Annotated in this window: 15 protein-coding genes and 1 pseudogene; 5 read left to right on the top strand and 11 right to left on the bottom strand. The window is 71.1% G+C overall.

Annotated elements, in window-relative coordinates; all coding sequences use genetic code 11:
* Positions 1-16 precede the first annotated feature (16 nt).
* Positions 17-814 (top strand): sugar phosphate isomerase/epimerase family protein, encoded by a 798-nt coding sequence (locus tag ABZ893_RS17590; protein WP_361404574.1) that lies wholly within the window; start codon positions 17-19, stop codon positions 812-814.
* Between the two features lie 73 nt (positions 815-887).
* On the opposite strand, the gene ABZ893_RS17585 is transcribed toward ABZ893_RS17590, so the two are convergent.
* The 4 genes and pseudogenes from ABZ893_RS17585 to ABZ893_RS17570 form a co-directional block, all read right to left on the bottom strand.
* The gene (locus tag ABZ893_RS17585; protein WP_361404571.1) at positions 888-950 is read right to left on the bottom strand and encodes a hypothetical protein; all 63 of its coding nucleotides are present in this window, start codon (positions 948-950) and stop codon (positions 888-890) included.
* Positions 925-1,173, bottom strand: a complete 249-nt coding sequence (locus tag ABZ893_RS17580; RefSeq protein ID WP_361403891.1) for a type II toxin-antitoxin system prevent-host-death family antitoxin — start codon at positions 1,171-1,173, stop codon at positions 925-927. Before ABZ893_RS17580 ends, ABZ893_RS17585 begins: the two co-directional genes overlap by 26 nt.
* A gap of 59 nt (positions 1,174-1,232) precedes the next feature.
* Positions 1,233-1,516, bottom strand: a pseudogene (locus ABZ893_RS17575) (RbsD/FucU domain-containing protein).
* Positions 1,517-1,525: 9 nt separating this feature from the next.
* Positions 1,526-2,425: a ribokinase gene (locus ABZ893_RS17570; protein ID WP_361403888.1), complete on the bottom strand. Its 900-nt coding sequence runs from the start codon at positions 2,423-2,425 to the stop codon at positions 1,526-1,528.
* 278 nt (positions 2,426-2,703) lie between these two features.
* On the opposite strand from ABZ893_RS17570, the gene ABZ893_RS17565 reads away from it, so the two are divergent.
* The gene (locus tag ABZ893_RS17565) at positions 2,704-3,294 is read left to right on the top strand and encodes a hypothetical protein (RefSeq protein ID WP_361403885.1); all 591 of its coding nucleotides are present in this window, start codon (positions 2,704-2,706) and stop codon (positions 3,292-3,294) included.
* A 31-nt stretch (positions 3,295-3,325) separates the two neighbouring features.
* On the opposite strand, the gene ABZ893_RS17560 is transcribed toward ABZ893_RS17565, so the two are convergent.
* Entirely contained in the window at positions 3,326-3,535 is a 210-nt protein-coding gene (locus ABZ893_RS17560) for a DUF4287 domain-containing protein (protein WP_361403882.1), read from the bottom strand.
* A gap of 110 nt (positions 3,536-3,645) precedes the next feature.
* Between ABZ893_RS17560 and ABZ893_RS17555 the strand changes: the two genes are divergently transcribed.
* Together ABZ893_RS17555 and ABZ893_RS17550 are read left to right on the top strand one after the other, a co-directional pair.
* Positions 3,646-5,967, top strand: coding sequence for an ATP-dependent RecD-like DNA helicase (locus ABZ893_RS17555; RefSeq protein WP_361403879.1), 2,322 nt, complete (start codon positions 3,646-3,648; stop codon positions 5,965-5,967).
* A 116-nt stretch (positions 5,968-6,083) separates the two neighbouring features.
* The gene (locus ABZ893_RS17550) at positions 6,084-7,373 is read left to right on the top strand and encodes a citrate synthase (RefSeq protein WP_361403876.1); all 1,290 of its coding nucleotides are present in this window, start codon (positions 6,084-6,086) and stop codon (positions 7,371-7,373) included.
* Between the two features lie 504 nt (positions 7,374-7,877).
* Here the strand turns inward: ABZ893_RS17550 and ABZ893_RS17545 are convergent.
* From ABZ893_RS17545 to ABZ893_RS17535, 3 genes are all read right to left on the bottom strand, one after another.
* Positions 7,878-10,244, bottom strand: coding sequence for a heavy metal translocating P-type ATPase (locus ABZ893_RS17545; RefSeq protein WP_361403873.1), 2,367 nt, complete (start codon positions 10,242-10,244; stop codon positions 7,878-7,880).
* A gap of 92 nt (positions 10,245-10,336) precedes the next feature.
* Entirely contained in the window at positions 10,337-10,654 is a 318-nt protein-coding gene (locus tag ABZ893_RS17540) for a heavy-metal-associated domain-containing protein (protein WP_361403870.1), read from the bottom strand.
* A 118-nt stretch (positions 10,655-10,772) separates the two neighbouring features.
* Positions 10,773-11,726: a PrsW family intramembrane metalloprotease gene (locus tag ABZ893_RS17535; RefSeq protein ID WP_361403867.1), complete on the bottom strand. Its 954-nt coding sequence runs from the start codon at positions 11,724-11,726 to the stop codon at positions 10,773-10,775.
* Between the two features lie 176 nt (positions 11,727-11,902).
* Between ABZ893_RS17535 and ABZ893_RS17530 the strand changes: the two genes are divergently transcribed.
* The gene (locus ABZ893_RS17530) at positions 11,903-12,937 is read left to right on the top strand and encodes a zinc-dependent alcohol dehydrogenase family protein (protein WP_361403864.1); all 1,035 of its coding nucleotides are present in this window, start codon (positions 11,903-11,905) and stop codon (positions 12,935-12,937) included.
* Between the two features lie 31 nt (positions 12,938-12,968).
* Here the strand turns inward: ABZ893_RS17530 and ABZ893_RS17525 are convergent, their stop codons facing one another.
* The 3 genes from ABZ893_RS17525 to ABZ893_RS17515 all read right to left on the bottom strand — a co-directional run bounded on the left by ABZ893_RS17525 (position 12,969) and on the right by ABZ893_RS17515 (position 14,984).
* Entirely contained in the window at positions 12,969-13,529 is a 561-nt protein-coding gene (locus ABZ893_RS17525) for a GNAT family protein (RefSeq protein ID WP_361403862.1), read from the bottom strand.
* Positions 13,530-13,638: 109 nt separating this feature from the next.
* Complete coding sequence (locus tag ABZ893_RS17520; RefSeq protein ID WP_361403859.1) at positions 13,639-13,836, bottom strand: MerR family transcriptional regulator; 198 nt, start codon at positions 13,834-13,836, stop codon at positions 13,639-13,641.
* 245 nt (positions 13,837-14,081) lie between these two features.
* Positions 14,082-14,984, bottom strand: coding sequence for a sugar phosphate isomerase/epimerase (locus ABZ893_RS17515; RefSeq protein WP_361403856.1), 903 nt, complete (start codon positions 14,982-14,984; stop codon positions 14,082-14,084).

Raw genomic sequence — 14,984 nt, 5'->3', positions numbered from 1 at the left:
CTTCTCCATCAACCAGATGACCGTCAAGCAGCTCGGCCTCGAAGAACTCGTCGCGGCCTGCGGCGAGTTGGGAGTCCCGGGCGTCGGCCTGTGGCGCGAGCCCGTGCAGGCGTACGGGGTCGAGGCGGCGGCGAAGCTCGTACGGGACGCGGGGCTCGCCGTCACCACGCTGTGCCGGGGCGGCTTCCTCACCGCGATCGACCCGCACGCGCGCGTGAAGGCGATCGACGACAACAGGGCCGCCGTCGACGAGGCCGCCACCCTCGGCACGGACACCCTCGTCCTGGTCTCCGGCGGACTCCCAGAGGGCAGCAAGGACCTGCACGGCGCGCGGGAACGCATCGCCGACGCGCTCGCGGAACTCGGCCCGTACGCGGCCGAGCGCGGCGTACGCCTGGCCATCGAACCGCTGCACCCGATGTTCGCGTCGGACCGTTGCGTCGTATCCACCCTGGAACAGGCCCTCGACCTGGCCGAACGCTTCCCGGCCGAACAGGTCGGCGTCTGCGTGGACACGTACCACGTGTGGTGGGACGACCACGCCCCGGCCCAGATCGCCCGAGCGGGCGAGACCGGCCGCCTGCACGCGTTCCAACTGGCCGACTGGACAACGCCGTTGCCCGAAGGCGTCCTCAACGGGCGGGGTCAGCTGGGCGACGGATCGATCGACATGCGCGCGTGGCGCGCCTTGGTCGAGACGGCCGGCTACAGGGGCCCCATCGAGGTGGAGTTGTTCAACGACGGCCTATGGGCCGGAGACGGCCGAGCACTCCTGGCGGAGACAGCCGAACGCTTCGTGACCCACGCCTGCTGAGGCGCGAGGGGACGCCCTGAGGCGCGAGGGGACGACAGAGGGGCCCGGTCGGCGGACCGGGCCCCTCGGCGTGTCATGTGTAGTGGTAGCGAGCCTGCACGACCACGATTTCACCGTCGGTGGCCTTGTAGGCCAGGCGGTGTCCCCGCTTCAGCCTCCTGGATCGAGTCCAGCAGGCGCCGGGCGTTGGCCGGGGAACGCGTCAGGTAGATCGTCTCCTGCCAAGATGCGAAGGCCTCTTCGGAGAGGAGCACCGCATTGCCCTTGCGGGAGGTGATGTGTACCGGCGTGTGATCCTCGTTGACCTTCTCGATCAAGGGGAAGAGCTGCTTGCGGGCTTCGTCGGCGGTGATCGACATGCCTGACCCTGTTCTGGTGAGTGGTGCCCTGAACAGTACCGCCGTTGCGGGCAGGCGGCTCAGAAAAAGACCCCGCACCGCAGCAGCACGTTCGCGCAAGGACGGGCCTTGCCTGTGCGGACGGTCAGGTGGGCGTCGTGGGAGAGACGGTCCGCGTCAGCGTTCGCTTCGCGGATTTCGGCGGCTGCCCTTCCCGCCTCCACCACCAGTTCGTCCAGGAGGCCGTCCAGGGCCTCTGCGAACGACGGGACGCCGGCCCGGAACGCCAGGTCCACCACGCGTGGGCCCGCCGGGATCGGCATTCCCCCGTCGCAGGGCCCAGCTCGGCGAGCGCGCCCGCCAGCGGCCTTCTTCACAGCGCCGCCACCTCCTCCGCCGTCGGAAACGACGCCTGCGCGCCCTCCCTCGTCACCGCCGCCGCTCCGACGCGGGCCGCGAAGGACGCCGCGTCAGCCAGGGGCTCGCCCGCGCCGAGCCGCCACGCCAGAGCCGCGGTGAACGCGTCCCCCGCACCCGTCGTGTCCACCGTCTCGACCTTCACGGACGGCACCCGGCACATGCCCGCCCCGTCCGCCACAAGCGCGCCCTCCGCGCCCAGCGTGATCACCACCGAGCGCGGCCCGAGCGCGAGCAGCGCACGCGCCCAGTCCTCCGGCTCGCCATGGGTGGCCGTGCCCAGCACGACCCGGGCCTCGTGCTCGTTGACGATGAGCGGGTCGCACGCCGCCAGGACCTCCGCCGGGAGAGGCGCGGGCGGCGACGGGTTGAGCACGAACCGGCTCCCCGGCGCCAGACTCCGTACGACCTCCGCGACCGTGTCCAGCGGGATCTCCAGCTGAGTGGACACCACGCGCGACGACCGGAAGAGCGCTCCGGCCGCCGCGACGTCACCCGGGGTGAGCCGGGCGTTGGCGCCCGGGGACACCACGATGCTGTTGTCCCCGGACGGGTCCACCGTGATCAGCGCGACCCCGGTGGGCGCCCCGCCGACGAGGACGCCGGCCACATCGACCCCCGCCGACCCGAGCGAGTCCAGCAGAAGCCGCCCGTGCCCGTCCTCGCCGACCCGCGCCAGCAGCGCCGTACGGGCACCGAGGCGCGCCGCGGCGACGGCCTGGTTCGCGCCCTTGCCGCCCGGGTGGACGGCCAGGTCGGAGCCGAGGACGGTCTCCCCGGCGCCCGGCCGGCGCTCGACGACGGTCACCAGGTCGGCGTTGGCCGACCCCACCACGAGCAGGTCGTACTGGTCCATGCGCTGCCACTCTCTCTGCGTGCTCTCGACGGACTCGGCGGACGGGCCGAGCGCCCCAGTTGCGGTCGATCACCCGAGGCGGCGCGGCCGGCGGTCCAGGAAGATGTTCTCGGCGACCGTCGGGGACGGGCGTGACGCCACGAGGGTGCCGCACGACTGCCCTCAAGAGGGGTTCCGGTTGTCGTGACCGGATCGTGATGTGAGTCGGCGCTTTGTCCGCGGGGCGTGAGACGCTGGCCGACGTCCGCCAGGGAACCGCACGGAAGGGGCGTACGCCCGTGAATCACGCACAGCTCACCGCGCTGGGCCGCGCCCTGCGCGTCCTCGGCGAGCACGGCGAGGGCCTCAGCGCCGATACGCCCGACGGGAAGCTGCACGAGATGAAGCAGGACGTGAAGCGCGCCCTGGAACTCATCGAGGAGTCCGTCACCGGCGCCCCGCCCACGACGCGCTGCCGCGAGCACCCCACGGGCCCAGTCGACGAGAACGCGAAGGACCTGTGCCTGCTGTGCGAGACCCGTCGCCGCGTCGCCCGCCGCTCGGAGATCAACGGCTCGTACGGCGGCAGGCCCCGCCCCGGCGAGGGCGCGGAAGCCGCTCCGTCGATGTCGCGCTACGGCACCCGCGAGGACCGCCCGCAGCCCCAGCAGCGCTGGATCCCCGAGATGTGGACGGGCCAGGTCTGGCACCTGTGCGGCACCCCCCGCCACGACCGCCGCGAGGCGGAGCTCTACCTGTCGGCCCAACGCCGCCGCCCCGACGCGGCGATGGCCTACCGCCTGGTCCACGAGTTCACGGACTACGAGGTCGTACGGGTCTGGGGCACGCCGCTACGGGTGGACCCGGAACCGCTGGGCGGCATCAGCTGACGCGTCAGGGAGAGCCGACGCCGAACACCCGCTACCGCTGACGCCCCTCCCCCAGCGTGTGCGCCACCAGCGCGTTCGCGTGCCCATGCCCGAGCCCATGCTCGGACTTCAGCCACGCCACCAGCTCCATGTGCTTCGTCAGCGGCGACGTGCGGATCAGGTCCTGCCAGTGCGAGACCGGCTGCCCGTACTTCTTCTCGATCGAGGGGAAGTAGCTGGCGGGGCCCTTGGTGGTGGTCATGGTGTGCTCCTGGTCCGTGAGTTCGCGGGCGGTCACCAGTACGACCGGAGCCGGACCCGGAAATCATCGGTGGCTCCCGCACTGTCACCCCCCGCGGGTACCGTCGATTCATGTCGAACCCGGGGATGGCGGTGCTCGAGGGGGTTCTCGAGCGGATCACTTACGCGAACGAGGAGAACGGGTACACGGTCGCCCGTGTCGACACCGGACGCGGCGGCGGGGACCTGCTCACCGTCGTCGGCGCGCTCCTCGGCGCGCAGGCCGGGGAGTCGCTGCGCATGGAGGGCCGCTGGGGCTCCCACCCGCAGTACGGCAAGCAGTTCACCGTCGAGAACTACACGACCGTCCTGCCCGCCACCATCCAGGGCATCCGCCGCTACCTCGGATCCGGCCTGGTCAAGGGCATCGGACCGGTCTTCGCCGACCGCATCACCCAGCACTTCGGCCTGGACACCCTGGACATCATCGAGCGGGACCCGAAGCGCCTGATCGAGGTCCCGGGCCTCGGCCCCAAGCGCACCAAGAAGATCGCCGACGCCTGGGAGGAACAGAAGGCGATCAAGGAAGTGATGGTCTTCCTGCAGAGCGTCAACGTGTCGACGTCCATCGCCGTCCGCATCTACAAGAAGTACGGCGACGCGTCGATCGGCGTCGTCAAGAACCAGCCGTACCGGCTCGCGGCCGACGTCTGGGGCATCGGCTTCCTCACCGCCGACCGCATCGCGCAGTCCGTCGGCATCCCGCACGACAGCCCGGAGCGGGTCAAGGCGGGCCTCCAGTACGCGCTCTCGCAGTCCACGGACCAGGGCCACTGCTTCCTCCCGGAGGAGCAGCTGATCTCCGACGCCGTGAAGCTCCTCGCGGTCGACACGGGCCTCGTCATCGAGTGCCTCGGCGAACTCGCGGGCGAGGAGGAGGGCGTCGTACGGGAGCGGGTGCCGGGCCCGGACGGTGGCGACGAACTCGTGACCGCCGTCTATCTCGTACCGTTCCACCGGGCCGAACTCTCGCTCTCCGCCCAGCTGTTGAGACTCCTGCGCACCGACGAGGACCGGATGCCGGCGTTCCGGGACGTGGCCTGGGACAAGGCGCTGGCCTGGCTCGCGGAGCGTACGGGGGCCGAGCTCGCGCCCGAGCAGGAGGAGGCGGTGAAGCTCGCGCTGACCCGGAAGGTCGCCGTCCTCACGGGCGGGCCCGGCTGCGGCAAGTCGTTCACCGTCCGCTCGATCGTCGAACTGGCCCGCGCCAAGCGGGCGAAGGTCGTCCTGGCCGCCCCCACGGGCCGCGCCGCCAAACGCCTGGCCGAGCTGACGGGGGCCGAGGCGTCCACGGTCCACCGTCTGCTCGAACTCAAGCCGGGCGGCGACGCCGCGTACGACAAGGACCGGCCGCTCGACGCGGATCTGGTGGTCGTCGACGAGGCCTCGATGCTGGACCTGCTGCTGGCCAACAAGCTGGCCAAGGCCGTCCCGCCGGGCGCCCATCTGCTCTTCGTGGGCGACGTCGACCAGCTGCCGAGCGTCGGCGCGGGCGAGGTCCTGCGCGACATGCTCGGCGACGGCAGCCCCGTTCCCGCCGTCCGCCTCACCCGCATCTTCCGCCAGGCCCAGGAGTCCGGAGTCGTCACGAACGCCCACCGGATCAACTCCGGGCAGCACCCGCTGACCCAGGGCCTCAAGGACTTCTTCTTGTTCGTCGAGGAGGACACGGAGGAGGCGGGCCGGCTCACCGTGGACGTCGCCGCCCGCCGCATCCCCGCCCGCTTCGGCCTCGACCCCCGCCGAGACGTGCAGGTCCTCGCGCCGATGCACCGCGGCCCGGCCGGCGCCGGCACCCTCAACGGCCTGCTCCAGCAAGCCGTCACGCCCGCCCGCCCCGACCTCCCGGAGAAGCGGTTCGGCGGCCGCGTCTTCCGCGTGGGCGACAAGGTCACGCAGATCCGCAACAACTACGAGAAGGGCGCGAACGGTGTCTTCAACGGGACCGTCGGCGTCGTCACCGCCCTCGACACCGACGAGCAGCGCCTGACGGTCCTGACCGACGAGGACGAGGAGGTCGGTTACGAATTCGACGAACTGGACGAACTGGCACATGCCTACGCGGTGACGATCCACCGGTCGCAGGGAAGTGAGTATCCGTGCGTGGTGATCCCTGTCACCACCGGCGCCTGGATGATGCTGCAGCGGAATCTGCTCTACACGGCGGTCACACGCGCCAAACAGCTGGTCGTCCTGGTGGGTTCACGCAAGGCGCTGGGCCAGGCGGTGCGCACGGTGTCGGCAGGAAGGCGGTGCACGGGCCTTGGTTTCCGCCTCTCCGGTGGGACATCCTTCGGTTTGGTAACTTTTGATCGATCAAATCCGTCGGAAAGGTCACACGGTCTTTCCGGAACCGGGGCGATGGGGGCAGGATGGGCTCGCTCGCGGCACTGAGTGCCGCGAATAGGCCCAATGGTCGACCCCGAGTGCACTCTGCTGGGCCAAGTGGGGGATGGTAGAGAACAGTCAGGGCACCTCGAAGAAGAGGCACTACGTCCGTGAGGGATGACGTGAGCGACAACTCTGTAGTACTGCGGTACGGCGATGGCGAGTACACCTACCCGGTGATCGACAGCACCGTCGGCGACAAGGGCTTCGACATCGGGAAGCTCCGGGCCCAGACCGGTCTGGTGACCCTCGACAGCGGATACGGCAATACAGCCGCCTATAAATCCGCGATCACCTATCTCGACGGTGAGCAGGGCATCCTCCGGTACCGCGGCTACCCGATCGAGCAGCTGGCCGAGCGCTCCACCTTCATCGAGGTGGCGTACCTGCTCATCAACGGTGAGCTTCCGACCGTCGACGAGCTCTCCACCTTCAAGAGCGAGATCACCGGGCACACGCTGCTGCACGAGGACGTCAAGCGGTTCTTCGACGGCTTCCCGCGCGACGCCCACCCGATGGCCATGCTGTCCTCCGTGGTCAGCGCGCTGTCGACGTTCTACCAGGACAGCCACAACCCGTTCGACGAGCAGCAGCGCCACCTGTCGACGATCCGGCTCCTCGCCAAGCTGCCGACGATCGCCGCGTACGCGTACAAGAAGTCGATCGGCCACCCGTTCGTCTACCCGCGCAACGACCTCGGCTACGTCGAGAACTTCCTGCGTATGACGTTCTCCGTGCCGGCGCAGGAGTACGACCTCGACCCGGTCGTCGTCTCCGCGCTCGACAAGCTGCTGATCCTGCACGCGGACCACGAGCAGAACTGTTCGACGTCCACCGTGCGTCTGGTCGGCTCGTCGCAGGCGAACATGTTCGCCTCGATCTCCGCCGGCATCTCCGCCCTGTGGGGCCCGCTGCACGGCGGCGCCAACCAGTCCGTCCTGGAGATGCTCGAGGGCATCCAGGCCAACGGCGGCGACGTCGACGCCTTCATCAACAAGGTGAAGAACAAGGAGGACGGCGTCCGCCTGATGGGCTTCGGCCACCGGGTGTACAAGTCCTTCGACCCGCGCGCCAAGATCATCAAGGCGGCGGCGCACGATGTCCTCTCGGCCCTCGGCAAGTCCGACGAGCTGCTCGACATCGCGCTCAAGCTGGAGGAGCACGCGCTCTCCGACGACTACTTCGTCTCGCGCAACCTCTACCCGAACGTCGACTTCTACACGGGTCTGATCTACCGGGCCATGGGCTTCCCGACCGAGATGTTCACGGTCCTCTTCGCCCTCGGCCGCCTGCCGGGCTGGATCGCCCAGTGGCACGAGATGATCAAGGAGCCGGGCTCCCGCATCGGCCGCCCGCGCCAGATCTACACCGGCGAGGTCCTGCGCGACTTCGTCCCGGTCGAGGCTCGCTGAGCCCCGGAGACGGCAAGAAGCGGAAAGCGCCCCGCCGCCGGTCCCCCCACGGGCCGGCAGTCGGGGCGCTTTCCTGTGTCCCGGTGCGGATTCCCCCCACGGGATCCGTCCGGGCGTCCGGGTGCATCTGCCGGGACGCGCACATACGGAAGGGCCGCTCAAGCTCTCCGTGGCACGTGTCCCGGCCAACGCTGTCGGGTCCGTCCCCCAAGACGGACCCGGTCAACACAGAAACGCCCCCCAAGACGTTCCCGCATCGCCCACATAGACTCGCGAAGACCCCCAATGGTTACGTTCACATCACTGTGATCTGCGTCTCTTGCCTATGTCCTGAGCACATGCAAGAGACCCCATTTGTCGGCGTGGCGCCGACGAGGTCTTGGTCGTGAGAATACTGCGTCTGTGGTGTGAGGCGAATGTGAAGACTCTTCGATGATGAGCCAGACCCGGGCCGGATGTGAAGTCCTCCCAGGTAAGGGCTAGGAAAAGCCCTCCCAGGTAGGCCTAGGAAAAGCTCCGCAGCCGGAGACTGTTCGTCACGACGAAGACGGACGAGAACGCCATCGCCGCCCCCGCGATCATCGGGTTCAGGAACCCGGCGGCGGCCAGCGGCAGCGCGGCCACGTTGTAGCCGAACGCCCAGAACAGATTGCCCTTGATCGTGGTGAGGGTCCGCCGGGAGAGCCGGATGGCGTCCGCAGCGACCCGCAGGTCCCCGCGCACCAGCGTCAGATCGCTCGCCTCGATCGCGGCGTCCGTGCCCGTCCCCATCGCGAGCCCCAGGTCGGCGGTGGCGAGCGCCGCCGCGTCGTTGACCCCGTCGCCGACCATCGCGACGGTACGGCCCTCGGCCCGCAGTCGCCGTACGACGTCGACCTTGTCCTGCGGCAGGACCTCCGCGTACACGGCCTCCGCCGGGATGCCCACGGCCCGCGCCACGGCCTCGGCGACGGTGCGGTTGTCGCCGGTCAGGAGCACCGGCGTGAGGCCCAGGGCGCGCAGCTCCTCGACGGCCTGGGCGCTCGTCGGGCGGACCGCGTCGGCGACGGTGATGACACCGCGTGCCACCCCGTCCCACGCGACCGCGACGGCCGTGCGGCCCTCCGCCTCGGCGGCGGCCTTGGCCCCGGCCAGGGCGGGCGTCAGGGCGACCCCGTGCTCGGTGAGGAGCCGCTCCCGGCCGACCAGTACGTCGTGTCCGTCGACGGTGCCGCGGACGCCGAGCCCCGCGACCCCCTCGAAGCGCTCCACGCCCGGCAATGTCCCGGCCCGGTCGGCGGCGCCCTCCGCGACGGCGCGGCCCACGGGGTGCTCGGACGCGTGCTCCACCGCTCCCGCGAGGCGCAGCAGCGTCTTCTCCTCGACGTCCTCGCCCGCGTACACGTCCTGCAGCGTCATCCGGCCCGTCGTGACCGTGCCCGTCTTGTCGAGGACGACGGTGTCGACGCGGCGCGTGCTCTCCAGGACCTCGGGGCCCTTGACCAGGATGCCGAGCTGGGCGCCGCGGCCGGTGCCGACCATGAGCGCGGTCGGCGTCGCGAGGCCGAGCGAGCAGGGGCAGGCGATGATCAGTACGGCGACGGCCGAGGCGAACGCCGTGGTCGCGGTGCCGCCCGCGAGCAGATGGCCGGCGAACGTGCCGAGCGCGATGACGAACACGACCGGCACGAAGATCCCGGCGATCCGGTCGGCGAGGCGCTGTACGTCGGCCTTGCCGGTCTGCGCGTCCTCGACGAGGCGTGCCATGCGGGCGAGCTGGGTGTCGGCGCCGACGCGGGTCGCCTCGACGACGAGCCGCCCGCCCGCGTTCACGGTCGCCCCGGTGACGGCGTCGCCGACGGTGACGTCCACGGGCACGGACTCGCCGGTGAGCAGCGCCGCGTCGATCGCGGATGTGCCCTCGACGACGGTTCCGTCGGTCGCGATCTTCTCGCCGGGCCGTACGACGAAACGGTCACCGGGCTTCAGCCGCCCGACCGGTACGCGTACTTCCGCGCCGGAGGCGTCCAGGACGCACACGTCCTTGGCGCCGAGTTCCAGGAGGGCGCGCAGCGCGGTGCCGGCGCGCCGCTTGGAGCGGGCCTCCAGGTACCGGCCGAGCAGGATCAGGGTGACGACCCCGGCGGCGACCTCCAGGTAGATCGTGGAGGAGGCGGCGGCGCGGTCGACGGAGAACGTGAACCCGTGCCGCATCCCGGGCGTCCCGGCGTCACCGAAGAACAGCGCCCACAGCGACCAGCCGTACGCCGCGAGCGTCCCGACGGAGACGAGCGTGTCCATGGTGGCCGCGCCGTGCCGCGCGTTGGTCCAGGCAGCCCGGTGGAACGGGAGCCCGCCCCAGACGACGACCGGCGAGGCGAGGGTGAGCGAGAGCCACTGCCAGTTGTCGAACTGCAGGGCGGGCACCATCGCGAGCAGGACGACGGGGAGGGAGAGCAGAGCGGAGACGGTGAGGCGCTGACGGAGGGGGGCGGTGGGGTCGGCGACGTCGCCGGGTGCGGGTGCTCCCGTAGGGGTGTCTACGGGGGTGGCCTCGGCCTCCGGTGCGGCTGACGACTCCCGTACGGCCACCGGTTCCGCCGCCACCGGCTCCCGTACGACCGGCTCCGCCGTGTACCCCAGCTTCCGTACCGTGGCGAGCAGGTCGGTGACCTCGACGCCGGGGGCGTACGCCACCTTGGCCTTCTCGGTCGCGAGATTGACCGTCGCCGTCACGCCGTCGAGCCGGTTGAGCTTCTTCTCGATGCGGGAGGAGCAGGAGGCGCAGGTCATCCCGCCGATGGCGAGCTCCACCTCGGAGCCGTCGAAGCCTCCAGGGCCTTCGGAGCCATCGGGATCGGGCCCGGTCGTGGTGCCGGTGGGCGTGGTCATCGTCGGTGCTTTCCAGGTACGTACGGGTTGATGCCGAGCGTACGGCCACGGGCGCCGGGCCGTTCACGGGGTGGCCCGGCGCATCCGGGGGGTCAGGCCTTGGTGACGAGCTCGTAGCCGGCCTCGTCGACGGCGGCGCGGACGGCCTCCTCGTCGAGCGGGGCCTCGGACACGACGGTGACCTCGCCGGTCGCGGCGACGGCCGTCACCGACGTGACGCCGGCGATCTCGGAGATCTCGCTCGACACGGCGCCCTCGCAGTGACCGCAGGTCATCCCGGTCACCTGGTAGACGGCCGTGACGGCGCCCGCGGTGGCCGGGGCGGCGTCCGAGTGGCACGAACCGCCGGGCGAGCAGCAGGAACCGGTCGGCTCGGCGTCGATCTGGGGGAGCTCGGTGTGGGCGCTCATGTCGTTCTCCTGGTCGAGGGCCGCGAGGCGTCGCGCTGTGCGCGGGCGCGCGGCGTACCGTGCGCGTGAGGCTCCGGGATTTCCCCCAGGACCTCCTGACTCTCACGAGGGTATACCCCTAGGGGGTATTTCTCCAAGGCGGCCGGGACCAGCGGGCGAGGGAGCGGACCCAGGCGATCCCCGCGAGCGAGACGAGCGCGAGCCCGCCCACCGAGAAGAGCGTGAAGAGGTGCTTCTGGGCGCCGGTCGGCTCCGGGAGGTAGCCCTGCGTGAAGAGCGCGAGCGGCACGTCGGCGGTGGTGAGCCGGGCGACGATCCAGAGCGCGATGCCGTGCGTTGAGTCCCACAGGGCGTGCAGCAGGGAGACGCCGAAATAGCTGGACAGCACCGGCGCCGCGAAGCGGTATCGCCCGTCCGGCCTGCGGAAAGCCAGCAGCGCGGCCCCGGAGATCGCCGTCCACAGGCCGTGCCCGAACGGTGCGAGCAGGCCGCGCACCACCTCCGTCTCCAGGAGCGAGCGCAGGTCGATGCCCCGCATCCCGACGGCCGCGTCGAACGCGTAGCCCGCGCTCTCGAAGGCCGCGAAGCCGAACCCCACGGACGCGCCGAGCACGAGCCCCGCCCGCAGCCCGCGCACCCGTGGCTGCTTGTGCAGTACGTACATCAGGGCCGCGAGCTTGACGGCCTCCTCGATCAGGCCGACCCCGACGAACATCAGCAGGTCTGGGTGCAGCAGGTAGTACTCCATGAGCGAGGCGCCGAGCACCCCGAGGACGCCGCCCACCACGAAGCAGCCGAGGATCAGGCTCACGCCGAGGTCGCGCCCGTGGCGCTCGTACGCCCACAGCGCGAACGCGGCCGGGACGAGGAAGCTGCCGAGCAGGATCAGCGTCGGCAGCAGGGTCGTGTTCCGGGTCGCGTACGTGACGGCCGCGGTGAGCGCCCACAGGGCGAGCCCGCCCCACAGCCAGCGCCGCCACAGGCCGGCCGGGATCCGCGGGGACGAGGACGGGGGCTGCTGGGGGCCGGGGATGCGGGCCCGGGGCGTGCCGGGCGGCTGTGCGTGCGTCACGGCAATTCCCTCTGAGTGGGGGAGATTTGTTCGGAGTGTATTGAGATGCGTGGGATGTCGCAGCCCGGGGCCGCGCGTGCGGGGGCGGGGCGGAGTCGTGGTGGCCCGGCTCCGGGCCTACGTTCGAGACAGTGGCCGTCGACCGGCGGACGTACGGCAGTGAGGGATGAGTGGCGATGCGGGCTGTGGTGTTCGAGAGGTTCGGGGAGCGCGCCGAGGTGCGGGAGGTGCCCGATCCGGTGGCCGCGCCGCACGGTGTCGTGGTGCGGGTCGAGGCGACGGGGCTGTGCCGCAGTGACTGGCATGGCTGGATGGGCCACGACTCCGACATCCGGCTGCCGCACGTCCCCGGGCACGAACTCGCGGGTGTCGTCGAGTCGGCCGGCGACCTGGTCACCGGCTGGCGGCCCGGCGACCGGGTCACCGTCCCCTTCGTGTGCGCCTGCGGAACCTGCGCCTCCTGCGCGGCCGGCGACCAGCAGGTGTGCGAGCGCCAGACGCAGCCCGGGTTCACGCACTGGGGGTCCTTCGCCGAGTACGTCGCCCTGGACCACGCCGACGTGAACCTGGTCGCCGTCCCCGACGCCCTGTCCTACGCGACGGCGGCCGGGCTCGGGTGCCGGTTCGCCACGGCGTTCCGGGCCGTCGTGGCGCAGGGCAGGGTGGCGGCGGGGGAGTGGGTCGTCGTGCACGGGTGCGGCGGCGTCGGCCTGTCCGCCGTGATGATCGCGGCGGCGTGCGGGGCCAGGGTCGTCGCGGTCGACGTCTCGCCCGAAGCGCTCGCGCTGGCCCGCGAGTTCGGCGCCGCGCACTGCCTGGACGCATCTGCGGTGAGCGATGTGCCGGAAGCGGTACGGGAGTTGACCGGCGGCGGAGCGCATCTGTCGCTGGACGCGCTCGGCTCACCGGCCACGTGCGCCGCGTCGGTGGGCGGCCTGCGCAGGCGGGGCCGCCATGTGCAGGTGGGCCTGCTGCCCGAGGACCCGGTCGTGCCGATGGCCCGCGTGATCGGCCTCGAACTCGAACTCCTGGGCAGCCACGGCATGGCGGCACACGCGTACCCGGCGATGCTGGAGATGGTGGGCGCGGGCGTCCTGCGGCCGGACCTTCTGGTGACACGGACCATCACGCTGGACGCGGCACCAGCGGCGCTGGAGGAGATGGGCCGGGCTCCGGGGGCCGGGGTGACGGTGATTGAGCCTTGGGGGTGAGGGGCGGGGGTGCGGCTCCTCATAGGTTCGGTCAGGGGCGCCCTCGGTGCTTCGCCCAGTCAGGGGCCAGGACCGACATCCGTATCTCGTCGTACGGACCCCCGGTCCGGCCCTCCTCCGTGAAGCCCACCTTCTCGTAGACGTGGTGGGCCCGGTGGTTGTGGCCGAACACGTCCAGGGCGATGCGGTGCAGGCCGATGTGGTCGAAGCCGTGGCCGACGACGAGGCGGACCGCCTCCGTGCCGATTCCCCTGTTCCGGCCCGCCGGGCCGAGGAGGGTGCGGAAGGTGCAGGCGCGGTCGGCCGGATCCCACTCGTACAGGACGACCTCGCCGACGAGTTGGCCGGTGGCGCGGTCCGTCACCGCGAGGTCGAGACGGTCGGTCTGCGCGGAGCGCGAGCCGTACCAAGAACGCAGGAAACCGGGCGTGAGGTCGTTCGGGGATTCCCCGGTGAAGCGGAGGACCTCCGGGTCCTCGATGATCTCGGCCATCGTGTCCGCGTCCGCGGCGGTGAACGGCCGCAGGACGGTCTTCTCGCCGGTCAGCACGGGTTTGGCGGCGAAGCCGGGGGTCAGGGGTTCGGGAGTCATCCGGGGATTGTCGGGAGGGCGGGCGGCGCGCGGCAATCGAAATATCGCCGCAGCCCCCGTACACAGGCAAATGTGCACGGGGGCTGCGGTGGTCAGGGATGGCGGGTGGTCACTCTCTGAGGCCGCGGTTGCGGGGGCGGGAGGCTACCCAGGCGCGGACTGTGTCCGCGTACCAGTACGGCTTTCCGGCCTCCACGTGGTCGGGCGGGGGCAGGAGACCGTGCTTGCGGTACGAGCGCACCGTGTCCGGCTGGACGCGGATGTGCGCGGCGATGTCCTTGTACGACCAGAGCCTTCGGTCGGTCATCTGTGGCTCCTTGGTGCGGGTGCCGCAGCGGCGGCGCGGGGGGCCGGCGGGGGAGCTGCGGCGCGAACGCTGGCGAACAGTCAGCCTGTCCCCGGACAACGGCCGGCCACGGTCCGAGGGCAGGGGCTGTCGACGGGGTGTGACGCAAGACCCGCGTATACGTGACATGTGTGACAGGAGTGGGGTGTTTGTGACGTGAGTGATGCATTCCGCCTAGGTCAACCCAGGTTCACCCTCAATCTGATCTACATCCCGCATGTCCTCAAATAGTCCCTCGTCCGGCGGGCCACCGGCAGCGGACGGTCCGGCTCGCACGGATACATGTCCTGCTCCACGATCGCGAACAGGTCCACGCCGAGACGGCCCGCCGCGGCGAGCACCGGCTCCAACGCCGGTTCCCCGGCCGGGGGTTCACACATCACGCCCCGCGCCACGGCCGGCCCGAACGGGACCCCGCCCGCCCGCACACCTGCCAGCACCGCCGGGTCGACCTGCTTGAGATGCAGATAGCCGATGCGCTCCCCGTACGTCTCGATGAGCTTGACGCTGTCGCCGCCGCAGTACGCGTAATGCCCCGTGTCCAGGCACAGGGAGACCAGGTCCTGGTCGGTGGAGTCGAGGAAGCGGGCGACGTTCTCCTCAGTGTCGATGTGGGTGTCGGCGTGCGGGTGGACGACCGTCCGCAGCCCGTACCGCTCCCGCACCTCGCGCGCGAGCCGCTCCGTCTGAGCCGTCAGATCGCGCCACTGCGCCGCCGTGAGCGACGAGTCCTCGATGACCTCGCCGCTCTTGTCGTCGCGCCAGAACGCGGGGATCACGACGAGATGCCCCGCGCCGGTCGCCCGCGTCAGCTCGGCGATCGCGGAGACATGCTCCCACGTCGCGTCCCACACACCCGGGCCCCGGTGCAGGCCCGTGAAGACCGTGCCCGCCGACACCTTCAGGCCGCGCCGCTCCGTCTCCCTCGTGAGCACGTCCGGGTCCGTCGGCAGATAGCCGTACGGGCCGAGCTCGATCCACTCGTAACCCGCCTCGCTGACCTCGTCGAGGAAGCGCCGCCAGGGGACCTGGCGAGGGTCGTCGGGGAACCACACGCCCCAGGAGTCGGGGGCCGAGCCGATACGGATACGGGGCGCCGACGTCGTCAT

The sequence above is a fragment of the Streptomyces sp. NPDC046821 genome (assembly GCF_040645335.1).
In the GTDB taxonomy this organism is placed as follows: domain Bacteria; phylum Actinomycetota; class Actinomycetes; order Streptomycetales; family Streptomycetaceae; genus Streptomyces.
Note: the sequence above shows the minus strand (reverse complement) of the source record. Positions and strands in the feature narration are given on the sequence as shown.

Bases quoted from the DNA above. Each gene is read 5' to 3' on its own strand.
- ABZ893_RS17560 (WP_361403882.1), bottom strand. From the start codon at position 3,535: ATGACCACCACCAAGGGCCCCGCCAGCTACTTCCCCTCGATCGAGAAG.
- ABZ893_RS17555 (WP_361403879.1), top strand. From the start codon at position 3,646: ATGTCGAACCCGGGGATGGCGGTGCTCGAGGGGGTTCTCGAGCGGATC.
- ABZ893_RS17580 (WP_361403891.1), bottom strand. From the start codon at position 1,173: ATGTCGATCACCGCCGACGAAGCCCGCAAGCAGCTCTTCCCCTTGATC.
- ABZ893_RS17570 (WP_361403888.1), bottom strand. From the start codon at position 2,425: ATGGACCAGTACGACCTGCTCGTGGTGGGGTCGGCCAACGCCGACCTG.
- ABZ893_RS17540 (WP_361403870.1), bottom strand. From the start codon at position 10,654: ATGAGCGCCCACACCGAGCTCCCCCAGATCGACGCCGAGCCGACCGGT.
- ABZ893_RS17525 (WP_361403862.1), bottom strand. From the start codon at position 13,529: ATGACTCCCGAACCCCTGACCCCCGGCTTCGCCGCCAAACCCGTGCTG.
- ABZ893_RS17530 (WP_361403864.1), top strand. From the start codon at position 11,903: ATGCGGGCTGTGGTGTTCGAGAGGTTCGGGGAGCGCGCCGAGGTGCGG.
- ABZ893_RS17545 (WP_361403873.1), bottom strand. From the start codon at position 10,244: ATGACCACGCCCACCGGCACCACGACCGGGCCCGATCCCGATGGCTCC.
- ABZ893_RS17520 (WP_361403859.1), bottom strand. From the start codon at position 13,836: ATGACCGACCGAAGGCTCTGGTCGTACAAGGACATCGCCGCGCACATC.
- ABZ893_RS17590 (WP_361404574.1), top strand. From the start codon at position 17: ATGACCGTCAAGCAGCTCGGCCTCGAAGAACTCGTCGCGGCCTGCGGC.
- ABZ893_RS17515 (WP_361403856.1), bottom strand. From the start codon at position 14,984: ATGACGACGTCGGCGCCCCGTATCCGTATCGGCTCGGCCCCCGACTCC.